The following is a 16,383-nucleotide window of genomic DNA, read 5'->3' on the forward strand; positions in this document are numbered from 1 at the left end:
GCAAGCGTTTACTCATTTTCGCATTCAGCATGAAACTGAACGCCTTTATCCACACCGAAACCTACTCGGTGCAGTCGATTGGCCCCTGTTTGCTTGAGTTAGAGCGCGAGACCGGTTACGCCCAAAGTAAATACGGTGTTCCTGACCATCTGTAAACACGACCAATGCCCCATGCTGCGGCTGCCACGCAGGGTTAGACGTGCGAGGTTCTGATGGATCGAATTTCAGTTTTGCCCATTGCCATACGTTTGATGATGTCGTTGCTAATGCAGTCATAATTCTGTTGTTGATGTGGAGTACAGCGGGACACCACTCCCGCTTAGGTGCATCAGTTTTTAAAAAATGTCGTCACAGCTGCAGGGGTTAGGATCGTCATAGCCACCAATTAGGTAAGGTTGGCTGAGAATACGCCATTCAACTTTCGACCCATCGTCTACAACCTCTCTATGAATCTCGGCCAGGGCCGTCAAAATTTGACGAATGCCCCAACGCCTAAGCATTTGTTCTAATTCACTTTGATCAAGGCCCCACTCCTCGGCCTTTTGCGATGCTTCTTTTTCCCGCCGTTCCTGGCTAAAATCTAACTCGTACATCTTGTTTCCTTTTGGTTAATTGGTAGGCAAGATGTGCACGGAATGATCTGGGTGCAACCAGATCATTCCACCTATACACAAACTTACCTAAAAGAGAGTTTTTTTGTTAAGCTTATTAAAGACCTAAAAGTATTGATATACATACACTTCAGGTATTCAAAAAACTCTCTTTTTACTCTTTTATTGTATCACTTTTGGCGCTAAAAACGGTACAATAGTACTAAGCACATTGGGAGTAGATGCCCTCGCGGGACCATACAGAAACGAACCGGCAACGGGGAACTAGACAGAAAACGGGTCAGTTGGGGCGGAACCCCACGAAGTCGGAGAAGGCAAGCTTAAACCTGTGATGGCACAGGGAAAACCAACCTAGTCGGTGGCCAACGGCTAGGTGTGCTAACAACCTGAAAAACAACAGTAATGCAACAACTTGAGCTAAAACCCAAGCCTGACATACTCAACGCCTGTCCCTGGGCACGGCCCCACCACGCAGGCGTTGCTTGCGGCGTAGTTCTCGCCATACCCTGCCCGTTACCCTACGGCCTGGCCCCATGGCTACGGGCGCAAGGCTGGCAGTCTAAGGCGGTGGCCCATGACCGGGGGCAGTATGCGGCGCTGCTGGTGGGTGGCTGCGCTGTGGAGCTGCTGGGCTGGGTGCCCAGGCCAGAGAGCCATGGGAGTTTTACAGCAGGAAACTACCTGCCCTGGTAGAGCAGCAGGCCCCGCCAGGGGCCGCAAGGCAGCCGCTGACGCGCTCGGCCAGCGGCCCAGGTCAGAGGGCGTAGACACTACCGGAGCTGCGCTGCCCAACGGATAGAGAGCACAAATACCTTTACCTCTCCTTTCTCTCTTCTCTCTTCAGACTCCCCAGCTAGCCGCTGGCACCCCAAGAGCATAAGCGCTCACAGCTGTGCTGTGATAAGCTGCCGCGCGACGGTGACAGTGGCGAAATAGCGTGAGCAGCGCGAACAACAACCGTCCACGGCGTAGCGATGTGGAGTATGGCGGCGTAGGCGGATGGGTGAGGCTGCTGGTGGTACTCTGTGGGCTGCGGTTTTGGAGGTTGCGTAGTGGTTGCGATCGCAAAATCCGCACTACGGGGTTTGAGTAGTAGCGGGACCAAAACACGCGATAAGCAGTGATCGCTTTTTATACTGATTAAATCCTTCAGCCAGAAGTGGGCTGAAACCCTTAGTATGCCGTTATGATTTTGTTTGCCAATTAGGGTAAAGATTAACTTCTACAAGAAATCAACTTTAATTTAGTTCAAAAGTAATCCCTTCAAATCCTTATTTACCAATGGTTTCGGCCTTATCGCTGGTTTCTGTTCCATTACTACTCAGACCTCGTAAGGGTGCATATGCCTGTATAAAGCTGACTCATATAAATTTGAACCGGTACCTCTCGGGTTATTAGTATCAGGATCCTTCAATATAGCGGTCAAAGCACTGGTGAAAGTTGTGAACGTATCTTAATACTTCCTGCCTATTCAGACCCTTGCCGCACATAAGGCATGGGCACTCCTGCTGAAGACTGTATAGAGTTCCTTGAAAGGATCTGCTGGGGTGGCACACCTCAATGTCCTTATTGTCAATCAACCAATAGCACAGCTATTAGACAAGAACGCCGCTACCACTGCAATACCTGTTTCAACTCCTACAGCGTTATGGTCGGTACATTATTTCATGGCAGCAAGGTGCCGCTTGCCAAATGGTTTCGAGCAATTCATTTGTACTTAGATAAAGATCTAAAAATAAAGTCTTTGAGTACACGTGATTTAGCATCACGGATCAATGTTAATAAGAATACAGCCGCTTCCATGCTAAAGCGAATACGCTCAAGCTTAGAAAGCGATAAGCGATTGCTAAAGGCAATTTTGTCCAAGAGGTTGGAGGATAGCGATGGCACGGAATAGCATCAGAAAACTACTAGGCAATATTAAAAATATATTCTCTGATACCGCTGTAATCTGGCTCCTAGCACTCTTTATTTTTGTTTTTGTCTTTGGCTGGTGGATGGGCAGCATTAGCCCTAACCTACAACTGAGTACACAGCAAACTATACTTTTAACCGTCATCCTACCCGCTTTACTTGCGATCGTTACTACGCTGACCACCTTTGTTATTAACAATGCAGCTGAGAAAAAAGCCGAAGAGAAACTCAGTGAAAAGGATAGCGTTATCGACGAACTGAATCAAACTGTCAGAAGGCGCTCAGATATCCTTGTGAATATCAAGGAGTTTATCGACAAGAATGCCGCCAAGCTGCAGGATGATAACCTAATTGATTACCGTAATGAACTCTCTGCTGAAATCCTAGCTTTAGAGGCAGAAGCAGACGCTGCTACAAAAATTTCCGATTGGCTGTCAGAAAGCCAAAATCATCGAGATTTAACGCTTTATGCTTGTAGACAAGCATTGAACAGAACTGTGCAAAGCTCTACAGTGACGCCAGAAATTATTGATATGTTCAAACAAGACATTTACAACTGTATTACATGGCTCACGCTCAGCCTGCTTCAGGGAGCGCCCCATTATGTGAATGTCTCAAAACTTGCTCGGTCTGAACAAGGCTTGCCTGAAAATTTAGAAAATCATAGACAGGCATTGCTTGCAGTTGAAGAGTACAGTGAAATTGCAACCCGCCTTGGCAGAACAAAAAAATTTCGAGAACTTAGGGTTATCTTAATTAGCAGGCTAGAAATAGGTATCCGGCAAAAAACCTTCAATAAGTTTGATGCTATTACTTAACAGCGCACGCTCAAAAAAAGAAAATTAGTAAACGACTTGGTTACCATAGCTCTTTGCTTCTGTTGCCGAGGTTTGAAAATTGGGCGAGTTATAGTCAATATCTGTCGCTGCGATCGCATCAACCTGAGTTTTCTGGTCTTGCAATGCTTGCGCTTCGATGTTAAGCGCCGCCATCATCTGCTGGTGCTGCTCAAATGTAATAACGCCTGAGCTGTAGCTTTTCTGTATCTCAACTTGAAGGCGGTCGATAATATTTCTGGTATTGTCCATGATTCTCGACAGCGATGTGCTGACATATTGATGGCTTGAACTCATGGCTTCAGAGCGTCCTAGCTAACAGCAACATCATCGTAGCTATTGCTTTAGGCTAGGTCACTTCCGCCAACTAAGACACACAAGATAAGCACAAGCCTTTATCTTGTGGTCTATTTTTTTAGTTCAAGAATACTATAGTTCAAATGAACTATTTGAGCAATTAAATTTTAGTTGCGTTGTCACAGTGTCATGGCAGTCGACTATGTTTTTTTGATTAGTAGCGGGACCAAAACACGCGATAAGCAGTGATCGCTTTTTATACTGATTAAATCCTTCAGCCAGAAGTGGACTGAAACCCTTAGTATGCCGTTATGATTTGGTTTGCCATTCAGGGTAAAGACTAACTTCTACAAGAAATCAACTTTAATTTAGTTCAAAAGTAATCCCTTCAAATCCTTATTTACCAATGGTTTTGGCCTTATCGTTGGTTTCTGTTCCATTACTACTCAGACCCCAAAGCGAAGCGGCCCTTGATCAATGGGCGCGGTGCGGTAGCCTATTCGGCGGTGGCGTAGAGGGTCGCAGGGCGGCAAATAAAAAAGAGCCCAACCTAACAATAGTGCGGGGAGCGGAGCGGACGCACAGACAAACAGGCGGGCAACCACTCTATGTCTTGGCTGTGGCCCTCTAGCGAGGAACGAGCGAAACTGAGACGTGCCGGTGTGAGTACACGGGCACAACAGCTTTCTGAGAGAGGCTAAACCTGGTGAGGTAGCAGCCGGTGGTACTCCACGGGGTGCGGGTTTGGGTGGTTGGTGTTGGATTGAGGTGGTTGCGATCGCAAAGCATAGAAGGCCTTGAATCGCTGCAACGCGACGCAACTATTCAACGGTCCACACAGGATTGCGATCGCAACTTCCCACGCCCTAAAACGGCACCACCACATCCCGCACCGCAATAAACCGTAGAGCCAGCCCCGACCACCGCGCCGCCAGCAAACATCGCTCATCCACCATCAGCACCTTATACAGACGCTCAGGCTGCTGACGATGGCCGATAAGGTCGCCTGGGCGTAATGATTGGATTACCTGTGTGCTTTGGGGCATTGCGTCCATTCGACGTTTCTGAAATGAATAAGCTATATTTGCTTTGAAGGGTATCCCCCCCCCGCCACTGCGGACCGTTAACGGGCTTCTACGTTAGCGACCTGCAAAAAGCCGAAGGAGGGGGGGGGATACTTTCCCCAAGCTTCCATACATTCAGAATAGGTTTAAGGGTATAGGTTGCGATGCTCCGCTTTTCTAAGGTGCTGAGGTGGAAGGGATAGCAGCTGGTGGTACTCCACGGGCTGCGGGTTTGGGTGGTTGATGTTGGTTGCGATCTCAACTAGCCCTCTATGTTTCTGCTCGCTTCAGCTCCTTCTTATCATCGTCAGTGAAGTAGTAAGCCTCTACAGACTGAGCATCATCTAATTTCGCTCGTAACTTTCCGGCGTAATCACGCGCCTGGCTCTCTACCTTACGACGTTTCTTAGTATTGGTATTCCTTCGCGTACTACTTTTCTTGCCAACAGCTGAGCTATTTTGATTTAGATCAAGACACTTCACCTCCACAACAGCAAACCGACCGGCCCCATCCGTAAAAACTAAATCCCCTCGCCCCTTATCAGCTCGACCTGGTTCACACTCCCACTCATCATCAATGAGGAAAGGATAGTCAGGCAAAAGCTGAGGACTTCTCAAAACCAGATCCCGCTTGAGATCATACTCTCCCACTACATCCCAATCGCGCCCAGCAAAATAGGCTCGCAGTACTGCATCACGATGTTTGATATCAGATTGGTTCATTTTCAGAGTGGGTATAGCGTCAGTCAGTACATTCAGCGTTAGTAATTCCGTTAAAACAAATCAGAGTTGCGATCGCAACTCCCAACCACCCCTGTGACCCCCATCACCACAATTCCTCAGCCAATCTCAGAAACCCCTTAAGCAATGCTCAGTTAGCGGTCAGACGCCGTTCAGGTAGCTCCTGCATTCTTGTAATCAATGAAGCAATTCAAACCATTCACTGATTCCTAAAGGAGCTTAAACCAAATGAAACGCACTATCCTTTCCGCCCTAACCGTCCTCGTTGCTTCCGCCGCTCTGGCCCCCATCGCCTCTGCCGTTGAGCCCGCTAGCTTTAATCTGCAAGAAACTCGCCTAGAAGCCCTCGATGCCCGCACCAAGAACGACGTCCACAAACTCCGCATCGAGCACCTAAACAATCAGACCAAAGCCATCGAAGATATCCAAGCCACTCGGCTAGAGGCCCTGGATGCTCGCACTAAGGCTGTCGAGAATATCCAGGCTGAGCGCCTAAACGCCCTGGACGCTCGTACCAAAGCCATCGAAGATATCCAAGCTGAGCGCTTAAACGCTCTGGACGCTCGGACTAAGTCCGTTGGTAACATCCAAGAAGCACGTCTAGACGCCCTAGACGCTCGTACTAAGTCCGTTGTCCGCTGACAGAGCGTAGCGCGCTTAGGCTAGTTTGGGTGCCTAGCGTGTCTCCGTGCGTCAGTGAAGCTTCATTACCTTTCATGAGGCACCCTTATCTCTTCTAATTTCATCTACACACACTCTAAGCCTCTGCCGATATGGTGGGGGCTTTTCTGTAGATTATGAGGAGTCAATTTCAACACTGTAGACAAAAATATCAACTGATTAAACTTCCCAGCACGATCCCTAAAACACCACAAAAAATTTGAACTGCATTATTCAACAGCCATAGCAAAAAACCTGCGAAGACAAATACCCTGATCTGATACTGAGTCCATGGCCCAGCTCCTTTAGGTGCACATAAAAAAAGCGGAGGCCAAACACCTGTGTATCCATTGAGCTTGAATAACTTACTAGGGATCCGATAAACAACAAGAATCAGCGTCCAAATACCAGGAATAAAACCTCCTAATATTGAGCCAAGAAAAATCACGACAAGGAAGGGAGAAAGCGACTCCGTTAGCGTAAAAATTTCAAGAGCCTTAAGCGAAAGACTACCAAATGCAATCGAAAGCATCTGTGGCCATAAGCCATAGCAACCATCGAAGTAAAGATATGCATGTTGAGCGACCTCTCTTTTCTCAGAGCTCATATCCCTTCCGTATAAGCTTCCCCAGCCTGCGGCAAAGGACACAAGTAATAATGAAAATGGAAAAATAGCAGGGCTAAGAAGAATCGAAAACTTATAGGCTATTCTCGAAGCATGATCTGCAAATTCAAGTGGATAAAAGATATCAACTATCCAAAGTAAGGCACTGGAAGGAAGAGCAACTAACAAGCTCTCGTATAAATTAACAGCCCAGGGACCTAAAAGGCCTCTTCTCTCAATCTCTTCTTTTGACTCTAAGTAAAGAGCTTCGCCGCGATGGATAACACGTCGCGTTGCAAAAAATCGTTCTATTTGAATTAATTTATCTACAAAATCAAACATCACCCAGAAGCTCTCTCGCAAGGGCTTCTTAGCTCTTTCACGTTTTGCCATAAGTTCAATACAGGTAGACACAGACCGCATGCGTCAAGCACGCATGGATTTATACATCAATTTATGTTGATATTACGGACACGTAGCCTGCTTTGTGCCACTTAGACTCTCTGTCTACCTATTTCAATGAATTACATATCAAAGCTCTCTGTTCAGCCAACGAACGCATCAACCGCACTAGCCCCCCACGCTGGGGCGTACGCAGGTGTTGTGGGACCCTTTGTAAATAAGAAAAAAGGGATGGGATAATAGTCCCGTCCCAATCAAAAAACTTAGTCATGATTGTATCGTCTATCGAGGAAATCTGTCAGCAAACACCAGAGTGGACTGAGCAATGGATCGTGTTTGAACAAGCCGAAAGCCTGACTGGAAAAGTCTGTGCAGCTTTGCAACTGGGGCTCCTATTTGCTCGCATCGTGTTAGAGACAGACCTCACCCAGCGCGCTCAGGAACCTCAAGCATGGCCAGTGTGTTCGCAGTGTGGTCATCGGTTGCGTTCGAAGGGCTTTCGACCTCGGCAAATGATGACCCTGATTGGTGTGGTGCGCTGAAAGCGTCGAGTCGGGTGCTGTCCAACGGGATGCCATGGACCCTTATATGCCCCATTGGATGACGCCTTAGGGGTTCACTTCAACCGGCACCGACACCGCAAACCGACCAGGCCCACCGGCCACCGAACGCACTAACACCGAGTAGCCCACCACTGCCGCCCACTTGGCCGCAAACGCTGACGGCAGCTGAGCAAACCAGCACTCGGCCACGTAGCCAGTAAACGAGCGCTCAGACTCGCGCCAGCAGCACTCGACCGCGCCAAACTCAGTCGCCAAACCAGAAACAAACTCAAACGGAACAGAACGCATAAAACAAAACCAACGCAACGCGCCCCATTGACCCAATGAAAAGCATTGGCTATTTGGGATAACGCAGCGTCAAGCGGACTTGTGACCGGAGTTCGACCACGCTGGCGATGCTCCTGCCGCGCCGGACGTAGGGCGCAAGCTTGGCTTGACGCGTTGCCTATAACGGGTAGACTTGGGCAGCTGTGGTGGGGGTAATTCTGCTGGGTAGAAGAGGTCTGCGAACGACGGCAGCCAGTAAAAAGCCCCAGCAACGCCAGGGCCCAGTTAGTACTATTTATCAGGTTAGAACATTGGGCATGGGGATGCAGCTACGCAGATTACCTTGGGTGGAAGTTGCGATCGCAACTCCTGAACCACCTACCAAGGCAACCACTTCCGCGTTTGCTTGGCCTGCTCCCGCACAACCGCCTTGATTTGGTCGTTAACCTCATCCTGCGATTCGCCGCCGATGGTACCGTGCATGCGCTCCAGCTCATTGGCCGATAGCGACTCATTCACCATGTAAGCCTCCTGGGCAGGCTGGGGTAATGTATCGCGACGATGTCGCTTAGCCCCAGTCTCCTCATATAGCTCTCGAACAGAACAACCAAAAAGCTCCTCTGTCTCAGCCTGAATAGAAAGCTGATAGGCTTCATCGTCACCGCCATTATCCTTAATGGACTGAGTGAAACGTCTAAAAACAATAGCCCCATCAACCCGCTTACGCGGCGGCACCAACTCCTGCGAGTGCCCGGTCAAGTCCAACTGCGCCGCCGATTCCTCGACGTTCGCTTTCTCTCTCTTCCAAAAGGGTAAAAAAGCCATTCGCGTCTTCTCGTTCGTGGGAACTGAAATCGGTCGAGAATACTTGCTCTAGACCGTCTTTAATCATCTCTAGACCATCGGGATACATTAAAAACTCATCGAGAATTTCATGCCGATACTCGTAATTTCGATGGCCAGGGGTAAAGTTGAAACTAATGGAGATCAAAGCCCAGGCATCTAAGCATGTTTCGTAAGTAAACATCGCTTCAAAGCGAGCCAACGCTTTAATCCAGGTCTTTTTATATCGACGGTCGCCAAAGCCTTTAACTTCTGCCACATAACTTTGAGGCGGGCTGGTTAGCTCCCCCTTCCAACTGTTGATATGACACCAGGTTCTCCAAACCCGCTTTTTTAGCTCCGGCAGCTTCATGGCATCTAATACTGTGGTGCTACCCATAGATTAACGCGCTCCTAGTCGCCTGAGTCACTGAATTTAAGACCTGTTGCCGCCGTACCCGCGTACTGAATCGCTGCCCATCGACCATTGGGCAGCTTGTAATAGTCAGAAACGCTATCCCGATAGGCCGGAAAGCCAAACCGCTGAGAGATGGCATCGTAGCTCTGGGGAAATTGCAGATACAGCAATGCCTTGATATCCGCTTCGCTTAGTTCTCCGTCCACGCCATAGGGCTGTAGACCAGGCGGCGGCGCGGCGGCGGGTTCCACCGCTTCCACCGGCGCAGGTCTTAACAGGTCTAACTCGGGGCAGCCAGTAGTTGCCAAGGCAATCCACAGCAGGCCCACAATATTCCGCGTCATGGCTGCCCACCGCCCATGCGCCGCTGCTTCAACGAGTTAATGGTTTGCAGCTCGGCCTGTAGCTCAGCCTGGTAGAGCATCACGGCCCGTTGCTGGCCACGGGTAACGGCGGCTTTTAGATCGGCGTCCGATAGGTTGCCTTCGGCGGTGTTGGCCTGGTCGATTAGGCTCTCTAAACTCTGCAGCTGCTGGGCAACAGATAGCCCTAGCTCATGGTTTTGGGTCTGCCGCAGCGCCAGGACGTTGCCGACTTCCTCAGGCATCAGTTCACCCTCAATGATGCCTGCGCTTTCCCATTCGTGGGAATAACGGGCTTTGGCTTCGGCTACCCAGGAGTTGCGTTGGCGAAGCCTCTCCTTTGGAGACTCGCAATCACTAATCTCAGCAAATTCATTAAATAGAGTTCGGGCCAGCTCGGTATAGCCAGCTCCATCCTTAAGCAATTCAGTCGGAGCCACCTGATTAATCCAATCAAACCATCGGGTTCGCACAGTGGACTCCGCCACATTGTGCGTTTGTGCGATTTCCTGTGCGGTATAACGTGCGGCAGCGTACGCCTGCATGTCCGTTAGGGTGCGCGAATCTGTGCTATTCATAGGTTAAATCCTTTAATTACAAGGGTTTCAGAGTGTGAGCCAACTGCACGTCTACTGTGCTTGACCGTGCGAATAGGTGTGCGGCTCACGCACAAATAGTACATCAATATTGCTTAATCAATTACCCACTTAACTAATTAAGCGCTTAAGCGACAACAAAAAGCACTGCCTGTAAAGGCTTTTAAGGGTTTACCTATTTAAAAATATTTTCGCTTAAGCAGTTAACCACTTAAGCGAAGCTAGAAATATGATTTATTGGCGTTGGTAGGCTGTGCTGATCCATGCACGATTTTCCTATCCAGATGTGCAACCGCCTCAACGCATCGGCTCCGTAATAGATAGCCCATTTCCGCTTAAGCAGTTAAGCAAACGTTCGCATCAAACCTTACTGCCGCTGAAATCTGAGGAGCAGTAACCAATCAACTGATTAATCGATTAAGCAATTAATCGGCCACCCACTTTTCCAATAGCTCAGTAATCAAGTCGCTAAAGTCACCATCATGTCTGACCAGCTTGATCTTCACGTCCTCATTCAACGTTCTAGGAATGTAGGCCCCCACCTGAATGTAATTAGGGTCTGACCGTTTCCCCGTCTTCTTCCGTTTTCGTTGAGCTGGAGCCTCTGAAGCTTTTGGAGCCTCTGACTGCTGCTCATGCAAATCAGCCAGATTACTAAACATGTCAGCTGCGGGTTTCTTAGTCTTCGCCATAGGTCTCCTCTAGCTCATTGGCTAGTGATTGATATTCACCCCAGGCAATGCGACCAAATCGATCACCCGATTCATAGACAGGCACCCCCTGCAAAGCTGCCTTCTCATAGGCCGTTAACCGCCTGATTTGCTGCTTAGCCACTGGTACGCTTAAGCGATTAAGCGTTGCCCTAGCCGCGTCAGCCGTAGCTTTCTTACGGCTATCCACCATGGTCAGTAACACCGAATAATCGCTTAACTGCTTAAGCATCTTAACGGTTCCTAGCAATGCTTCAAGGGCCAGGGCATCGGGAGTGGTGGGCAATAGCAGCAGGTCACAGCCAGAGGCTAGCTCTTCAAGCTGGTTATGATCCGGGTGAGCTTCGGTATCGATAATGATGTGGTCTTTCTTACGGGATGCTTTAGCTGCCCCCATCAGATCACATACGGCAAACGGTAAATTGCCTCGCTTACTCCAGTTAAGGCTTGAGCGGTTGGGGTCGCCATCAACGAGTAATGTATTTGGCGACATCTGAGCGAAGTAACAGGCCAGATGCACGGCGGTGGTGGTTTTTCCCACCCCACCCTTGAATCCAGCAATGGTTATGATCATCTGCTGATTTGATTAACTGCTTAAGCGATTAGTCAATCGAACGATAGCAGACAACGTTGATATATGGATGCTTTAAATGTGCGGGGTTGCTAGTCTCGACCACGACTCAAATGAATCTCAAATATTGGCGATCGCACTTTTCACCTGCTCCGGCGACACCGCCAAATACTTCTGAAGTAGGCCCGTGTATAGAGTTGGAGAAATTTTGGCCTCTAAGCCTAAAACCCCTATATAGCAACCCTTTCGAGGTTGAGCATTTATGCTCATACTTGACGTATTATATGTAGGATAGACGCCTAAAAGTATTGAAACATCGTTCAATACGGAGTACCCAACATCCTTAAAGGCCACAATTTCTCCATGTCTAAACAAAGGCGTACACCAACGACTGTTTCCACTGATTAGATGCAAGAGCAGCTACAGGATAGTTTCCCGACAGCTAAGCCATTAGAAATAAAAATCGATGCAGTACTTTTAGAGAGTAACGCTCAGACTGCCATTGACTCTGACAATGCAATAGATAACCCCTAATAAGAGCCAGTCTGCCTTTTCCATTGCTTTAGAAGTAAACATAAACCTAAGGCCATTAGGCCAGAGGTAGCAATTGGTTCGGGAACAGATTTGGGATCTAAGATAGTCGTAGTTTCTAACTCTAATTGAGCAAAAGAGAGAATAGCATCATCCTGATAAAACCAATCAATCTGCTTTAAATCACCCGTATTTAAAGCAGTGGCTATTGTGTCTCCATCAAAGCCAAATTCAATTAGATCAATTGATATGGTCCCTACTTCACCTAAGCCAGGGAGTCCTGGAATATCTGGGACCGATATACTTTCTCCAAAAGTGCCTTGCTCTGTCAAAATTCCTGTTAAATCTGTAGTGATAAAGAAATTACTGGGTATCAGTATTAAGTTTAGGAAAGCAGATGAGATAGGTCCTGTAGAAAGAAAAGCATCAACATCTTCACTGGAAAAATCGAAGCTCCAGGTAGTGGTCTCATCAACACCATTGCCCACAATAGGATTAGAGCCTGAGCGCTTGATAGTGAAATCACCATTAATAAGAGAACCTGGCCCAGCTACTAAATCTCCACTTTGTACAGGCGCAGAACTAATAGTGGCTGCATCAGAAGGGGCAACTGCCATACCAACTGAAATAAGTCCTAACAAAGCGCTTACCAGTCTAAATCGAAAGTCCATGTCTTACCCTTAAACTTAGCGACAGACTCCGTCGCACATTACAACATCATGCAAGAAATTAAGTTGTCTGCAGGCATATAAATCTGAGAGACTGCCGCTAATTCAGTAAGCTAAGTTCTAGCTATTTTATCTGCCTAAAAGCACGATATCTCTATCTGCAAGTAACTAAATAAAAATTCAGCATATCTTCCAAATCCTGCAGACGAAGCAATTAGAATTGACATTCGTCTTAGTTGGACTAGCAGGGGCATTTAAACCAAAAACTACGGTTTCGTTCAGTAGCTTGCTGTCAAATATTAGCGATCGCACTTTTCACTTGCTCCGGCGACACCGCCAAATACTTCTGAAGTACCCCTAAGTCAGCGTGGCCTGATATCTCCTGAATCACGCGCAGAGGAACGCCCGCATTGCTGAGCCGGGTTAATGCCGTGCGTCTAAAACTGTGGGTGCTATAGCCTTCAAACCCTAAGCGATCGCAAGCCTTCCTTAATGCAGTATCAGCCGTTTGCCGCATGATGCAGCCGCTACGCTTCCCAGGAAATAAGTAGCCGGTGGTAGGTAACTCAGTTGCCTTCAAAACAGTTTTAAGTTTGGGGTGAATTTCCACCTGCCGGGTACGCTTACCGCCCTTGGTGGTCTCCCATTGAAACACAATGCAATCATTCACGATGTTTTCTGCTCGCAGCTGCCGCGCTTCACTGACTCGGCAACCTGTGTAAAGGCAGATCGCAAATAAACACCGCATCCGCTCGTCTAATTCTGAGAATACTTGGTCTAACTCAGAGTCAGACCAGATGGCAGATTGACCATAGCGGTTTGATTTTGGCATTTGCTCTTAGTGGTCTTTTAGCAAATGCAGTTTAACGGAATTCCAAGGGGTTTAGGAAATCTACGGAAAACTAGGCTTTCTTATTGAGAATTGCCCCCAATAAACTCACCCTAGACTATTGGCCAAAACCGTGAGGAGATGAGGGTTATCACGGTTAACAGGGTTAATCGATTTGGGCCATAACCAAACTATCTGTTCTTTACCCAGCCCGTGTTAACCCGATTAACACGGTTAACCCTATGAAAAAACCATTAGTCGCCGGACGCATTCCACCCACCTGGCACGCTCAGATACAGCAGATCCAACAAGAGACGGGCAAAACGCAAAGTGAGATTGTCAAAGATGCTATTGGGCTATATCTAGAGAAAACTGATCCAAACGGCGTAGCATCAATGGCGCGGCGACTCGGTACCTTAGAGAATCAAGTCAAAAAGCTCGTGCAGCTGGTGTAACGATGGCCCTGATCATCCCTGACGCAATTCCATCGAAAGCCAGTCAGGGCGAGCAGTTGCTATTCAAAATTTTAAGTACGCAGCTGCCGGATAACTTTATCGTTTGGTACGAGCCCAGGATCAAAGACCTATACCCTGATTTCATCATTCTTGGCCCTGACTTTGGATTGCTGATTTTAGAGGTCAAAGGCTGGTATGCCTCACAAGTGGCACGAGGCAACAACAACTTTTTTGATATTCGTTGGAAGCAGAACAACATTGTCAAGATTGAAACCTACCAACATCCACTAAAGCAAGGCCATGGTTACTTTGGATCAGTGGCCGACCAGCTCAAAGGCTATCCAATCCTATGCAACCCAGACGGTAACTACCAGGGGCAATCATTAACACCTCTGGCTGGGGGCAACTATCAGAGTACTGGGCGTAGTGGTATGCGTGTCCGTCCATAACCATTTGTGAGTTCAAATGAATCTCCGAATCATCAGCTCGAATGACGAACAGGTCAGCCACCGTGCGACCATAGCGGTCTTTTTCAATCGGCACTACACCAATAGACCCATCACCCTGAGCAATTAGCGATCGCAAATGGTCCCGCGCCTCAATCCCCCCAGCTTGGTCCTTTTCCGGCGCATCAATGCCACAAAATCGAACCTTCGTTTCCTTTTGACCATCAGTGACGCGCAGCGTATCACCGTCGTAGATGCTGCCGGGAACGAGCCATAGGTGTTGGCTCTGATGCTTCTCACCTGGCATCACGTTGGTGACGGCTGTATCAAGGGCTTTGACGGTTGCGCCTGGTAGGTACTGGGCCAGGACACCCAGACTGCAAAAGCCCAGCACTGCCACTATCGGCATTACTCCCCGACGCTGCCATATCGGGTACCAACTCAAAGCGGGACGTTTTCCCAAGGATAGTATTCAGAAGCCAGGAGCCAGGAATCAGGACCTCACGGGCTTCTGGCTCCTGGCCCCTGATTCCCCACATAGCCAGGATTTCCCGGCTTAAGTTGATACCCGCCATATCTTCATTGCCGATTACAACCTCACGCTCATGTACCATCTGAGATTGCCCGCTCATATGAGTATCAAATCAGCTGATTTAGAAGGCACTCGAGCATCAACCAAAATATCCATAAACCCCTTCAGCGTTACCTTTGCATAATTCAGTAGCTTTTGCAGAATCATCTGGAGTCATACCATCCCATTGCAACATGTCTTTAACACAAGCTTCCAAGTTACCGTCATTTTGAACTATATAGAAAGGCGTATCTTTGTCTAATCGCAATATTATCTTTCCATGCTTGGCAACTTCGGTTTCAAGCTCGTCTAACCGTTCTTTTTTCTCATTGAGATTAACTATCTGATCATCAATTTTGACGATCTGGCTTTCAAGTAACTCCAACTGATCTATTTTCTCATTGAGTTCAGAAATCTGATTCTCTAGTTGTACTATTTTCTGCTCAATGGTAGAAGTATCAGCATTACGACAAGCTGAAGTAAGGGTTAGCAGAATAGGGACTATCACGAAAAATTTGTAAGCTTTCATATCTTGAAAAAATCTGTATTGGACTCTTTTTAGGTATATTCCGACCGGAAAGACACTCTACATAGGATTCATCAATAAAAATCACTCTATTCTCGGTTGAGAAATCTGTTTATTTCCTTAAATCAATGCTGAACATTGCCTAAAAAAAGGCGTCTGCTTGCTAAACAACCTTCAGCATTCTGCGTAATTCCTCATAGTCAAGCACCAGGTCCACCACCTCGCGGGTCAGCGCTTCCGCCACTTCCTCACGACGACGGAGCAGGTTGGCCGCTTCAAGTTCTAGAGTTGCGATCGCATTTTCCACCTCATCTACCCTAAGCTGCGTTTGGGCCAGTTGAAAATCCCGGTCCCGCAAACGCTGCTCATAGTTAGCCCATTGTTGCTGATAGCTGAGCTGTGCATGACCACGACTGCTCACATCAGCGGCTAGCGCTCGGGAGTGTTCATACTCCGCCGTCGAGCGTTTACCCAGGGCTAGCTGATAATCCCTGACCATTGCCGTGTGGTCACGCTGCAGCTCCGCCAGCTTCGCGGTTTCGTGCTCCAGCACCAGCGGATCGAGGTTGGGCAGCTGGGCTAGGTAGTCGAGTTCCTGGTGTTTGGCCGTTATGGGGTTTGAGTAGTAATGGAACAGAAACGTACGCTAAGGCTGTACCCCTTATCTGCTATAGGATATAGCCATTAAAACCAGCCGTATCATGAGGAATCGTCTTCAATAGTGCATTGATCGTATCAAGTTCAGCCTCCTCAGGGTCAAAGGAACCGCCGACCCATTCGAGCATCGACTCGTGCTCAGGATGATCAGGGTCTTTAATCGCCTCTAGAAAATCCTGATAGCCCCACGTCCCGCCACAATCTTCAGGTGGACAGGCCCGCTTAGCCTTGACGCAAGTGGGATAGTCACCCTCAGCCTCAG

28 protein-coding genes are annotated in these 16,383 nt (G+C 48.2%); 9 read left to right on the top strand and 19 right to left on the bottom strand.

The window, feature by feature from the left end:
• Positions 1-29: 29 nt before the first annotated feature.
• Positions 30-155, top strand: a complete 126-nt coding sequence (locus tag VB741_RS12910; protein WP_323365594.1) for a hypothetical protein — start codon at positions 30-32, stop codon at positions 153-155.
• A gap of 180 nt (positions 156-335) precedes the next feature.
• Here the strand turns inward: VB741_RS12910 and VB741_RS12915 are convergent, their stop codons facing one another.
• On the bottom strand, positions 336-593 hold the full coding sequence (locus tag VB741_RS12915; RefSeq protein ID WP_323365595.1) for a hypothetical protein: 258 nt from the start codon (positions 591-593) through the stop codon (positions 336-338).
• A 420-nt stretch (positions 594-1,013) separates the two neighbouring features.
• Between VB741_RS12915 and VB741_RS12920 the strand changes: the two genes are divergently transcribed.
• The 4 genes from VB741_RS12920 (at position 1,014) to VB741_RS12935 (ending at position 3,343) form a co-directional block, all read left to right on the top strand.
• Positions 1,014-1,304, top strand: a complete 291-nt coding sequence (locus VB741_RS12920) for a hypothetical protein (RefSeq protein ID WP_323365596.1) — start codon at positions 1,014-1,016, stop codon at positions 1,302-1,304.
• 244 nt (positions 1,305-1,548) lie between these two features.
• Positions 1,549-1,704: a hypothetical protein gene (locus VB741_RS12925; protein ID WP_323365597.1), complete on the top strand. Its 156-nt coding sequence runs from the start codon at positions 1,549-1,551 to the stop codon at positions 1,702-1,704.
• Positions 1,705-2,106: 402 nt separating this feature from the next.
• Positions 2,107-2,508, top strand: coding sequence for an IS1595 family transposase (locus VB741_RS12930; protein WP_323365598.1), 402 nt, complete (start codon positions 2,107-2,109; stop codon positions 2,506-2,508).
• Positions 2,495-3,343: a hypothetical protein gene (locus tag VB741_RS12935; protein WP_323365599.1), complete on the top strand. Its 849-nt coding sequence runs from the start codon at positions 2,495-2,497 to the stop codon at positions 3,341-3,343. Before VB741_RS12930 ends, VB741_RS12935 begins: the two co-directional genes overlap by 14 nt.
• Positions 3,344-3,367: 24 nt before the next feature.
• Here VB741_RS12935 and VB741_RS12940 read toward each other — a convergent pair whose 3' ends face one another.
• The 3 genes from VB741_RS12940 to VB741_RS12950 form a co-directional block, all read right to left on the bottom strand.
• On the bottom strand, positions 3,368-3,658 hold the full coding sequence (locus VB741_RS12940; protein WP_323365600.1) for a hypothetical protein: 291 nt from the start codon (positions 3,656-3,658) through the stop codon (positions 3,368-3,370).
• 866 nt (positions 3,659-4,524) lie between these two features.
• Positions 4,525-4,704, bottom strand: coding sequence for a hypothetical protein (locus VB741_RS12945; RefSeq protein WP_323365601.1), 180 nt, complete (start codon positions 4,702-4,704; stop codon positions 4,525-4,527).
• A gap of 288 nt (positions 4,705-4,992) precedes the next feature.
• On the bottom strand, positions 4,993-5,445 hold the full coding sequence (locus VB741_RS12950) for a hypothetical protein (protein WP_323365602.1): 453 nt from the start codon (positions 5,443-5,445) through the stop codon (positions 4,993-4,995).
• 246 nt (positions 5,446-5,691) lie between these two features.
• Here VB741_RS12950 and VB741_RS12955 point away from each other — a divergent pair, with 246 nt between their 5' ends.
• The gene (locus tag VB741_RS12955; protein ID WP_323365603.1) at positions 5,692-6,105 is read left to right on the top strand and encodes a hypothetical protein; all 414 of its coding nucleotides are present in this window, start codon (positions 5,692-5,694) and stop codon (positions 6,103-6,105) included.
• 190 nt (positions 6,106-6,295) lie between these two features.
• Here the strand turns inward: VB741_RS12955 and VB741_RS12960 are convergent, their stop codons facing one another.
• Entirely contained in the window at positions 6,296-7,120 is an 825-nt protein-coding gene (locus VB741_RS12960; protein WP_323365604.1) for a hypothetical protein, read from the bottom strand.
• Positions 7,121-7,398: 278 nt separating this feature from the next.
• Between VB741_RS12960 and VB741_RS12965 the strand changes: the two genes are divergently transcribed.
• Positions 7,399-7,671 carry a hypothetical protein gene (locus tag VB741_RS12965; protein WP_323365605.1) on the top strand — a complete coding sequence of 91 codons (273 nt, stop codon included), beginning with the start codon at positions 7,399-7,401 and terminating at the stop codon, positions 7,669-7,671.
• A 66-nt stretch (positions 7,672-7,737) separates the two neighbouring features.
• On the opposite strand, the gene VB741_RS12970 is transcribed toward VB741_RS12965, so the two are convergent.
• The 10 genes from VB741_RS12970 to VB741_RS13015 form a co-directional block, all read right to left on the bottom strand.
• Positions 7,738-7,980, bottom strand: coding sequence for a hypothetical protein (locus VB741_RS12970; RefSeq protein ID WP_323365606.1), 243 nt, complete (start codon positions 7,978-7,980; stop codon positions 7,738-7,740).
• Positions 7,981-8,337: 357 nt separating this feature from the next.
• On the bottom strand, positions 8,338-8,718 hold the full coding sequence (locus tag VB741_RS12975; RefSeq protein WP_323365607.1) for a hypothetical protein: 381 nt from the start codon (positions 8,716-8,718) through the stop codon (positions 8,338-8,340).
• A complete protein-coding gene (locus tag VB741_RS12980) occupies positions 8,681-9,181 on the bottom strand; it encodes a hypothetical protein (protein WP_323365608.1) in 501 nt (166 codons plus the stop codon). Before VB741_RS12980 ends, VB741_RS12975 begins: the two co-directional genes overlap by 38 nt.
• Before the next feature lie 14 nt (positions 9,182-9,195).
• Positions 9,196-9,543, bottom strand: a complete 348-nt coding sequence (locus VB741_RS12985; RefSeq protein WP_323365609.1) for a hypothetical protein — start codon at positions 9,541-9,543, stop codon at positions 9,196-9,198.
• Positions 9,540-10,139, bottom strand: a complete 600-nt coding sequence (locus VB741_RS12990; protein ID WP_323365610.1) for a hypothetical protein — start codon at positions 10,137-10,139, stop codon at positions 9,540-9,542. The genes VB741_RS12985 and VB741_RS12990 overlap by 4 nt, the downstream gene beginning before the upstream one ends.
• 443 nt (positions 10,140-10,582) lie before the next feature.
• On the bottom strand, positions 10,583-10,849 hold the full coding sequence (locus VB741_RS12995; RefSeq protein WP_323365611.1) for a hypothetical protein: 267 nt from the start codon (positions 10,847-10,849) through the stop codon (positions 10,583-10,585).
• Positions 10,836-11,441, bottom strand: a complete 606-nt coding sequence (locus tag VB741_RS13000; protein ID WP_323365612.1) for a ParA family protein — start codon at positions 11,439-11,441, stop codon at positions 10,836-10,838. Before VB741_RS13000 ends, VB741_RS12995 begins: the two co-directional genes overlap by 14 nt.
• A gap of 117 nt (positions 11,442-11,558) precedes the next feature.
• Complete coding sequence (locus VB741_RS13005) at positions 11,559-11,708, bottom strand: hypothetical protein (protein ID WP_323365613.1); 150 nt, start codon at positions 11,706-11,708, stop codon at positions 11,559-11,561.
• A gap of 260 nt (positions 11,709-11,968) precedes the next feature.
• A complete protein-coding gene (locus VB741_RS13010; RefSeq protein WP_323365614.1) occupies positions 11,969-12,640 on the bottom strand; it encodes a hypothetical protein in 672 nt (223 codons plus the stop codon).
• Between the two features lie 289 nt (positions 12,641-12,929).
• The gene (locus VB741_RS13015; RefSeq protein WP_323365615.1) at positions 12,930-13,469 is read right to left on the bottom strand and encodes a tyrosine-type recombinase/integrase; all 540 of its coding nucleotides are present in this window, start codon (positions 13,467-13,469) and stop codon (positions 12,930-12,932) included.
• A 239-nt stretch (positions 13,470-13,708) separates the two neighbouring features.
• Between VB741_RS13015 and VB741_RS13020 the strand changes: the two genes are divergently transcribed.
• Together VB741_RS13020 and VB741_RS26395 are read left to right on the top strand one after the other, a co-directional pair.
• A complete protein-coding gene (locus VB741_RS13020; RefSeq protein WP_323365616.1) occupies positions 13,709-13,921 on the top strand; it encodes a hypothetical protein in 213 nt (70 codons plus the stop codon).
• 2 nt (positions 13,922-13,923) lie between these two features.
• Positions 13,924-14,370 carry a nuclease-related domain-containing protein gene (locus VB741_RS26395; protein WP_323365617.1) on the top strand — a complete coding sequence of 149 codons (447 nt, stop codon included), beginning with the start codon at positions 13,924-13,926 and terminating at the stop codon, positions 14,368-14,370.
• On the opposite strand, the gene VB741_RS13030 is transcribed toward VB741_RS26395, so the two are convergent.
• The 4 genes from VB741_RS13030 to VB741_RS13045 all read right to left on the bottom strand — a co-directional run.
• Positions 14,252-14,830 carry a thermonuclease family protein gene (locus tag VB741_RS13030; RefSeq protein ID WP_323365618.1) on the bottom strand — a complete coding sequence of 193 codons (579 nt, stop codon included), beginning with the start codon at positions 14,828-14,830 and terminating at the stop codon, positions 14,252-14,254. The two genes, VB741_RS26395 and VB741_RS13030, sit on opposite strands and share 119 nt — an antisense overlap.
• Positions 14,831-15,038: 208 nt before the next feature.
• A complete protein-coding gene (locus tag VB741_RS13035) occupies positions 15,039-15,467 on the bottom strand; it encodes a hypothetical protein (protein WP_323365619.1) in 429 nt (142 codons plus the stop codon).
• 160 nt (positions 15,468-15,627) lie between these two features.
• Positions 15,628-16,017 (bottom strand): hypothetical protein, encoded by a 390-nt coding sequence (locus VB741_RS13040; protein WP_323365620.1) that lies wholly within the window; start codon positions 16,015-16,017, stop codon positions 15,628-15,630.
• A 115-nt stretch (positions 16,018-16,132) separates the two neighbouring features.
• Positions 16,133-16,383 (bottom strand): plasmid pRiA4b ORF-3 family protein (locus VB741_RS13045; protein ID WP_323365621.1); only part of this gene is annotated, 251 nt, incomplete at its 5' end.

This window comes from Leptothoe sp. PORK10 BA2 (assembly GCF_034932105.1).
In the GTDB taxonomy this organism is placed as follows: domain Bacteria; phylum Cyanobacteriota; class Cyanobacteriia; order Phormidesmidales; family Phormidesmidaceae; genus Leptothoe.

Excerpts from the sequence above, each read along its gene's own strand:
- VB741_RS12940 (WP_323365600.1), bottom strand. The coding sequence starts at position 3,658 with ATGAGTTCAAGCCATCAATATGTCAGCACATCGCTGTCGAGAATCATG.
- VB741_RS13035 (WP_323365619.1), bottom strand. The coding sequence starts at position 15,467 with ATGAAAGCTTACAAATTTTTCGTGATAGTCCCTATTCTGCTAACCCTT.
- VB741_RS12965 (WP_323365605.1), top strand. The coding sequence starts at position 7,399 with ATGATTGTATCGTCTATCGAGGAAATCTGTCAGCAAACACCAGAGTGG.
- VB741_RS12970 (WP_323365606.1), bottom strand. The coding sequence starts at position 7,980 with ATGCGTTCTGTTCCGTTTGAGTTTGTTTCTGGTTTGGCGACTGAGTTT.
- VB741_RS12955 (WP_323365603.1), top strand. The coding sequence starts at position 5,692 with ATGAAACGCACTATCCTTTCCGCCCTAACCGTCCTCGTTGCTTCCGCC.
- VB741_RS12985 (WP_323365609.1), bottom strand. The coding sequence starts at position 9,543 with ATGACGCGGAATATTGTGGGCCTGCTGTGGATTGCCTTGGCAACTACT.
- VB741_RS13015 (WP_323365615.1), bottom strand. The coding sequence starts at position 13,469 with ATGCCAAAATCAAACCGCTATGGTCAATCTGCCATCTGGTCTGACTCT.
- VB741_RS13000 (WP_323365612.1), bottom strand. The coding sequence starts at position 11,441 with ATGATCATAACCATTGCTGGATTCAAGGGTGGGGTGGGAAAAACCACC.
- VB741_RS13020 (WP_323365616.1), top strand. The coding sequence starts at position 13,709 with ATGAAAAAACCATTAGTCGCCGGACGCATTCCACCCACCTGGCACGCT.
- VB741_RS12945 (WP_323365601.1), bottom strand. The coding sequence starts at position 4,704 with ATGCCCCAAAGCACACAGGTAATCCAATCATTACGCCCAGGCGACCTT.
- VB741_RS12935 (WP_323365599.1), top strand. The coding sequence starts at position 2,495 with ATGGCACGGAATAGCATCAGAAAACTACTAGGCAATATTAAAAATATA.
- VB741_RS12960 (WP_323365604.1), bottom strand. The coding sequence starts at position 7,120 with ATGGCAAAACGTGAAAGAGCTAAGAAGCCCTTGCGAGAGAGCTTCTGG.
- VB741_RS13005 (WP_323365613.1), bottom strand. The coding sequence starts at position 11,708 with ATGAGCATAAATGCTCAACCTCGAAAGGGTTGCTATATAGGGGTTTTA.
- VB741_RS12920 (WP_323365596.1), top strand. The coding sequence starts at position 1,014 with ATGCAACAACTTGAGCTAAAACCCAAGCCTGACATACTCAACGCCTGT.
- VB741_RS13010 (WP_323365614.1), bottom strand. The coding sequence starts at position 12,640 with ATGGACTTTCGATTTAGACTGGTAAGCGCTTTGTTAGGACTTATTTCA.
- VB741_RS12995 (WP_323365611.1), bottom strand. The coding sequence starts at position 10,849 with ATGGCGAAGACTAAGAAACCCGCAGCTGACATGTTTAGTAATCTGGCT.
- VB741_RS12990 (WP_323365610.1), bottom strand. The coding sequence starts at position 10,139 with ATGAATAGCACAGATTCGCGCACCCTAACGGACATGCAGGCGTACGCT.
- VB741_RS12930 (WP_323365598.1), top strand. The coding sequence starts at position 2,107 with ATGGGCACTCCTGCTGAAGACTGTATAGAGTTCCTTGAAAGGATCTGC.
- VB741_RS12950 (WP_323365602.1), bottom strand. The coding sequence starts at position 5,445 with ATGAACCAATCTGATATCAAACATCGTGATGCAGTACTGCGAGCCTAT.
- VB741_RS12915 (WP_323365595.1), bottom strand. The coding sequence starts at position 593 with ATGTACGAGTTAGATTTTAGCCAGGAACGGCGGGAAAAAGAAGCATCG.
- VB741_RS12980 (WP_323365608.1), bottom strand. The coding sequence starts at position 9,181 with ATGGGTAGCACCACAGTATTAGATGCCATGAAGCTGCCGGAGCTAAAA.
- VB741_RS12910 (WP_323365594.1), top strand. The coding sequence starts at position 30 with ATGAAACTGAACGCCTTTATCCACACCGAAACCTACTCGGTGCAGTCG.
- VB741_RS26395 (WP_323365617.1), top strand. The coding sequence starts at position 13,924 with ATGGCCCTGATCATCCCTGACGCAATTCCATCGAAAGCCAGTCAGGGC.